This is a genomic window from Myxococcus sp. AM011, assembly GCF_013372595.1.
Classification (GTDB): Bacteria; Myxococcota; Myxococcia; order Myxococcales; family Myxococcaceae; genus Myxococcus; species Myxococcus eversor.
The window spans coordinates 1-6,261 of record NZ_JABXEM010000421.1; the positions used below are offsets into that span (position 1 = coordinate 1).

At 70.9% G+C, this 6,261-nt stretch carries 6 protein-coding genes; all 6 read left to right on the plus strand.

Annotated features, from left to right (window positions below):
- The first annotated feature begins 281 nt into the window (after nt 1-281).
- Nucleotides 282-1,775, plus strand: coding sequence for a hypothetical protein (locus HUW62_RS45075; protein ID WP_176437961.1), 1,494 nt, complete (start codon nt 282-284; stop codon nt 1,773-1,775).
- Between the two features lie 101 nt (nt 1,776-1,876).
- Complete coding sequence (locus HUW62_RS45080; protein ID WP_163863696.1) at nt 1,877-2,878, plus strand: zinc-dependent alcohol dehydrogenase family protein; 1,002 nt, start codon at nt 1,877-1,879, stop codon at nt 2,876-2,878.
- 176 nt (nt 2,879-3,054) lie between these two features.
- Nucleotides 3,055-3,393, plus strand: a complete 339-nt coding sequence (locus HUW62_RS45085; RefSeq protein WP_163863695.1) for an HPF/RaiA family ribosome-associated protein — start codon at nt 3,055-3,057, stop codon at nt 3,391-3,393.
- A 165-nt stretch (nt 3,394-3,558) separates the two neighbouring features.
- On the plus strand, nt 3,559-5,001 hold the full coding sequence (locus HUW62_RS45090; protein WP_176437962.1) for a DUF2079 domain-containing protein: 1,443 nt from the start codon (nt 3,559-3,561) through the stop codon (nt 4,999-5,001).
- A 284-nt stretch (nt 5,002-5,285) separates the two neighbouring features.
- Nucleotides 5,286-5,723: a response regulator gene (locus tag HUW62_RS45095; protein WP_163863694.1), complete on the plus strand. Its 438-nt coding sequence runs from the start codon at nt 5,286-5,288 to the stop codon at nt 5,721-5,723.
- Nucleotides 5,720-6,261, plus strand: a 542-nt coding sequence (locus tag HUW62_RS45100) for a RedB protein (RefSeq protein WP_176437963.1), incomplete at its 3' end; no start/stop codon positions are given. The genes HUW62_RS45095 and HUW62_RS45100, both read left to right, overlap by 4 nt.

A 6,261-nucleotide genomic window follows, 5' to 3' on the forward strand; every position in this document is an offset into this window, starting at 1 on the left:
GGTTTCGGGGCCGCGTGCGTCAGGCCCGGGAGCAGCGCGGCGCCGAGCCCCGCGGCGAGCACGTCCCGCCGCGAGGGCGGGGAAGCGGGCCTGGGGCGCTGGGGTGTCTGGGCCATGGTGGGGAAATCCTGGCGTGGAGGTCCGGTGACAGTATTTCGCGGGCCCGGTGTTCTGTTGCGCGAGGGGAGGCGGCGACGTCTCCCGCGAAACAACCCCGGCTCCGGTGCCCGCGTCACGCGTGGGAGGAGCCCTCTCGGATATAAGCTCAGGAAGGTCCAGCGATGAAGCGCAAGGTCTCGGTGTGTGCGGGAGTCATGGCGGCGATGGTGGCGATGTCCGCCGGCGCCGAGGAGGCGAAGGGCGTGGACCCGGCACCTGGCGCCTCGGTGGGCGGTGACGCGGGTCCGGCGTCCGTGCCGACCGTCGAAGGTCCGGGCGTGGAGCGGGCGATGGTGCCGCCGCCCCTCGTCGAGGCGACGACGGTGGGCGCGGTGACGGCGACGGATGCTCCCGTGGCGGTGGCGACGGCGAAGTCCGAGGCCGCGGAGCAGGAGGTCCATGTGCCCTTCAACCTGTCGATTCTGCCGGGGCTGAGCACGTCGGGCTTCGCTCGCCAGAACCTGGTGCATGACGTGTCCATCGGGCTCATCGCCACGCATGCCCGGCGGGTGACGGCGCTGGGCCTGTCGTTGGGCGGCAACTGGGTGACGCATGGCGCGACGGGTGTGCTGGCCACGGTGGGCGCCAACGTGTCGGGCGGTCCGGTGGACGGCACGCTGCTCGCGGTGGGTGGCAACCTGGTGGGCGGGGATTCGGAGGGCGTGCTGGCCTCGGTGGGCACCAACGTGGTGCGAGGAACGATGGGCGGCGGACAGCTCACGGTGGGCGCCAACGTGACGACGGGGGAGATGGAGGGCGCGCAGCTCTCCGTGGGCGCGAACATCGCGGGCGCCAACGTGCGGGGCGCGCAGCTCACGGTGGGTGGCAACCTGGCGGCGGGGACGTTGAACGGCATCCAGATGGCGGTGGGTGGCAACGTGGCGCGCGGTGTCTCGCGCGGGGTCCAGATGGCGGCGGGAGTCAACGTCGCGTCCGACCTGACGGGCCTGCAGATGTCCTCGGGCGTCAGCTACGCGGGCAAGCTGGCCGGCGCGCAGCTCTCCCTCATCAACGTGGGCGGCGACGTGGACGGCGCGCAGGTGGGCCTGGTGAACGTGGCCGGCCATGTGGACGGCGCGCAGGTGGGCCTGGTGAACGTGGCGGGCGAGACGGAGGGCGAGTCGGTGGGCCTGCTGAGCTTCGTGGGCAACGGTCAGGCCCATGTGCAGGCGTGGGCCAGTGACGTGGCGCTGACGAACATCGGCTTGAAGCTGGGCGGACGACACCTCTACACGCTGCTCACCGTGGGGCTCTCTCCGCCGATGGACGGAGACCGCCGTCGCTACACGGTGGGCGCGGGACTGGGCGGCCACATCCCCATGGGCCGGTTCTATGTCGACGTGGACGTGCTGGGCTCCAGCCTGCACGCCAACCGCCTCTTCGACTTCGACGACGACACGAACCACGTGCTCGGGCAGCTCCGGGTGATGGCGGGCTGGCAGTTGTCGAGCCGCTTCGCCGTGTTCGGCGGGGTCAGCTCCAACACGCTCGTCACCTGGAACGGGAGTGACCCGTGGAAGGAATTGGGCATCGGGCCGGAGTGGAAGGAGGTCAGCGACAGCGGACGCACCACCGTGCGCACCTGGCCGGGCCTCCTCGCGGGCATCCAGATTTGAGGCAGGAAGCTCGGACGCGCTTCCCGCTGGAGCAGTCGCCCCCCATGTTTCCCTCGGACGGATGCGCCCGCTGAAGGGCGGACGACAGAGGGAGCGACCCCATGGAAGGCACCATGCGCGCGATGGTTCTCCACGCGCCGGGGCAGCCACTGAGAGCGGAGACGAGGCCCATCCCCCGACCGGGCCCGCAGGAGGTGCTGCTCCGCGTGCACGCCTGCGCGGTGTGCCGCACGGACCTGCACGTGGTGGACGGTGAGCTGCCGAGGCCCAAGCTGCCGCTCATCCCAGGCCATGAAATCGTGGCCACCGTCGTGGAGGCGGGCGACGAGGTGCTCGGGGTGGAGGAGGGGACGCGGGTCGGCGTGCCCTGGCTCGGCTGGACCTGCGGACAGTGCCGCTTCTGCGTGTCCGGCCGGGAGAACCTCTGCGACTTCGCGCGCTTCACCGGCTACCAGGTGGACGGCGGCTACGCGGAGTACGCCGTGGCGCACCACCGCTTCTGCTTCCCGCTGCCCGCGAACTACTCGGACGTCCACGCCGCGCCGTTGATGTGCGCGGGGCTCATCGGCTTTCGCAGCCTGCGCCTGTCGGGAGAGGGTGAACGGCTGGGATTGTATGGCTTTGGCGCCGCCGCGCACGTGCTCATCCAGGTGGCGCGTCATCGCAAGCGCCGCGTGTTTGCCTTCACGCGTCCCGGGGACGAGGAGGGGCAGCGCTTCGCCCGGGAGCTGGGCGCGGTGTGGGCGGGTGGCTCGGATGTGCTTCCTCCGGAGCCGTTGGATGCGGCCATCCTGTTCGCGCCCGTGGGAGCGCTGGTGCCCGCCGCGCTGCGCGCCGTGGACAAGGGCGGAGTGGTGGTGTGTGGCGGCATCCACATGAGCGATGTCCCTTCGTTCCCGTATTCGCTGCTCTGGGAGGAGAAGGTGGTGCGCTCGGTGGCGAACCTGACGCGCTCGGATGCGATGGACTTCCTGGTGCTCGCGCCCAGCGTGCCGGTGCGCACCGAGGTGCGCGTGTTCCCCCTGTCCGAGGCCAACGAGGCGCTCACCGCGCTGCGCGAGGGACGGGTGCGCGGCGCGGCCGTGCTCGACACGAGCAGGTAGGCGTGGGGCATTGCGCCCCGCAGGGGCTGCGCGCCGCCCCATTTCGCCGCAAAGCCCGCGCAAGCGCGCGCGGGGTGCCCAGGCATTCCAAGGGGTTGGCGCTGGCCAGGGTGATGCAATGGAGAGGGGTGCACCCTGAAGCCCCGCGAATGGCGGGGCCCGACCCGAGGCCGACGATGAAGCGAGCGTTGCAGATTACCTACCGGGGCATGGCGACCAGCGAGGCCCTGAACGAGCACATCCGCGACCACGCAGCGAAGCTGGAGCAGTTCTTCGACGGCATTGTCGGATGCCACGTCGTGGTGGATGAGCCTCACCGACACAACGCGCACAGCCACCACTTCCGGGTGCGCGTGGACCTGCACGTGCCCGGAAAGGACATCGTCGCGGGCAGGGACCCGGAGCACGACGCCGCGCACGAGGACCCCTACCAGGCCGTATCGGATGCGTTCGACGCCGCGCGCCGGCAGCTCCAGCACTACACGGATGGGCTGCACGCGCATCATCGACACTGAAGTGCATGGAGGACCTCGCGCCTCGGGGCCTCGCATCCTTCGTTCGGGTGCGGCGGGCCCCGGGGGGGCCGGACGGTCTGTCGAGTCGGATGACATGCGTCACGAGAGTGCGCTAGACGACGCGGCTTCGGGGCCGTGGCCGGTGGCGCCTCGCTTCGCGACCTCATGACTCCTTCCGCCGACGATTCGAGCCCCGGACACGCACGGCGATGGCCGGGCATGCTGGCCCTGCCGCTCGTGGTCCTCGTCTGGGCGGTGCTCGTCGTCGCGCCGGTGTGGATTCAGGCCGCGCACGCCTGCTTCGCGCACTTCGACCTGGGCATCTACACGCAGGCCCTGGCGCGCATGTCGCTCGAGGACCCGAACCCCTGGCTCAGCGCGCGACAGGTCTACATCTTCAACGACCACTTCGACCCCATCCTGGTGCTGGCGCGCCCGCTGGTGGCGGTGCTGCCTCCGATGTGGGCCGCGCTGGTGGGCGAGGCGCTCTTCGTGTTGCTCGCGGTGGCGCCGCTGCTCTGGCTCCAGGCACGCGGGCTGCTGAGTCGCGCGGCCACGGGGCTGCTGGCGGCGTTCCTGCTGCTGTCTCCCAGCGCGGTGGAGGCGCTGAAGTTCCCCATCCACCCCACGACGTGGTCCGCGCTGCCGTGGGTGATGGCGGGCGTGGCGTGGCACCTGCGCCGCAACGGCTGGCTGCTCGTGTCGCTGGTGCTGCTGTTCGCCTGCAAGGAGGAGTTCGCCTTCGGGGGCATCATGCTGACCGTCGCGCTGTGGCTGCGCGGCGAGCGGCGCTTCGCGGTGGGCGTGGGCGTGCTGTCGCTGGTGTGGCTCGCGGGCGTCTATGGGTTGCGGCCGTGGTGGCTGGGGCCGTCGGAGGACTACAGCATCCGGCTCAAGCAGGGCATGGACGGCGGGCTCCTCCACTACAGCTCGCTCCGGCTGGCTCCGGTCCACCTGTCGCGCGTGGGCACGCTGGTGTTGCTGCTGGTTCCGCTGGGAGTCTGGGCCTGGCGCGAGCGCGTGAAGCCGGACTGGGCGTGGCTGCTGGTGCTGTTGCCGATGCTCGGCATCCGCTTCCTCGGCATGGCCTGGCGCTTCCATTACGGCGTGCCGCTGCTGGCCGCGGCGCTGATGGGTTTCCTGCCCTTGCTGCGCGCTCGGAAGGTGCCCGCATGGGTCCTGGTGTCCACGGGGCTCATCCTCCTCTTCAGCAACGAGCTCAACCTGCGCCAGTTCACGCGCACGCTGACCTCCTCCCGGACGTACCCGCGACAGTGTCCCGGAGACCCGGCGCGGCTGGACAGCATCGCGCGCGGCGTGGAAGTGCTTGCCCAGCATCGCGAGGGCCCGGCGCTGCTCGGCAGCAACTTCGTCTCCCTGCTCGCGGACCGCGACGACATCCACGCGGTGGGTGGACCGCAGCCCCCTGACGGTCAGGTGTACGAGTGGGTGCTGGTGGAGAAGCCTCCTCATGGCGAGGTCTATCCCCTCACGTACGAGCGCGTGACGGCGCTCATCGACGTCTGGCGCGCCGACGCGGGCACGGAGGTCCTCATCGACGACGCGAACGTCTTCCTGGCGAAAGGCCGCTTCACCGCCCACCAGTGAGCGGCTCAGCACGAGCGGCTCATGGCTCAGAGTGAGCAGTTCGTGAGTCAGCGCGCGAGCCAGGCCCGAGAGCCCGCAGGGGGATCCGCTCGCTCCAACCCGTGGACATGCGAGACGGTAGACAGAGGAGCAAGCGCAGGTGTCCCCGTCCGCGCGAGGCCCGCACGCGGGTGTAGGTGCCCGCCCTCTAGCGCTCGCGTACCGTGCGTCCGCCGGTGGCGAACAATCCACCGCGACTGCTCACGGTCTGGCTCGGACGACGTTATCCTCGGGAGGTCCCGCCAATGACTGCTCCGAGGCTCCAGGTTCTGCTGGTGGATGACGAGGCCGCTGTCCTCGCCACCACCTCGGCCGTGCTCTCCGAGGACTTCGAGGTCCAGACCGCGCCCGATGCGCTCACCGCGCGACGGCTGCTCGGACTGCGCCCCTTCGACGTCCTGTGCACCGACCTCCACATGCCCGGGCCCAGCGGCATCCAACTGCTGCGCGAGGCCGTGACTCAGTACCCTCACCTCGCGGGCGTGCTGGTGACGGGCTCTCGCGAGTACCTCGACTGGAGGGACCGCCTGGATGCGCAGGGCCTCTTCTATCTGGTGCTCAAGCCCTACCAGCCCTCGGACCTCATCGCGATGATCCGCCGGGCCGCCGAGTCCGCGCGCCTCAAGCGCGACATGAGCCGGCTGACCTCCGGCCTGGCCGAGCACAAGTGGGGTCCCCGATGAAGGTTCCCGCCCTGTCGCGGGGGGCGTGGCTCTTGGGAGGTCTGCTGTGGCTGGTCGCCACGGCGGCGGGCTTCGCGCTCCTGGCCCGACATGCCCTCACCCCGGGCGAGACGCGCGAGGCCCCTTCCTCCTGGCCCTCGTCCGCGCACCCTCCTCGCGCGGAGGGGCGGCCCACGCTGGTGATGCTCGCCCACCCGCGCTGCCCCTGCACTCGCGCGAGCCTGGGGGAGCTGTCCGTCCTGATGGAGCACGCCCGGGGCCAGCTCGACGCGCGCGTCCTGTTCCTCCAGCCCGAGGGCACTTCCAGCGACTGGACGCAAGGGCCCCTGTGGCGTGCCGCCGCCGCGATTCCGGGCGTCACCGTGCTCGCGGATATGGGAGGCGAGCAAGCTCGCGGGTTTGGAGTCGCTACTTCCGGACATTCCTTGTTCTATGATGCCGCCGGTCGGCTCCGCTTCAGCGGTGGACTCACCGGGGCGCGGGGACATCGAGGTGACAACCCGGGGCGGGACGCCGTGGAGGCGCTGCTGCGGGAGGC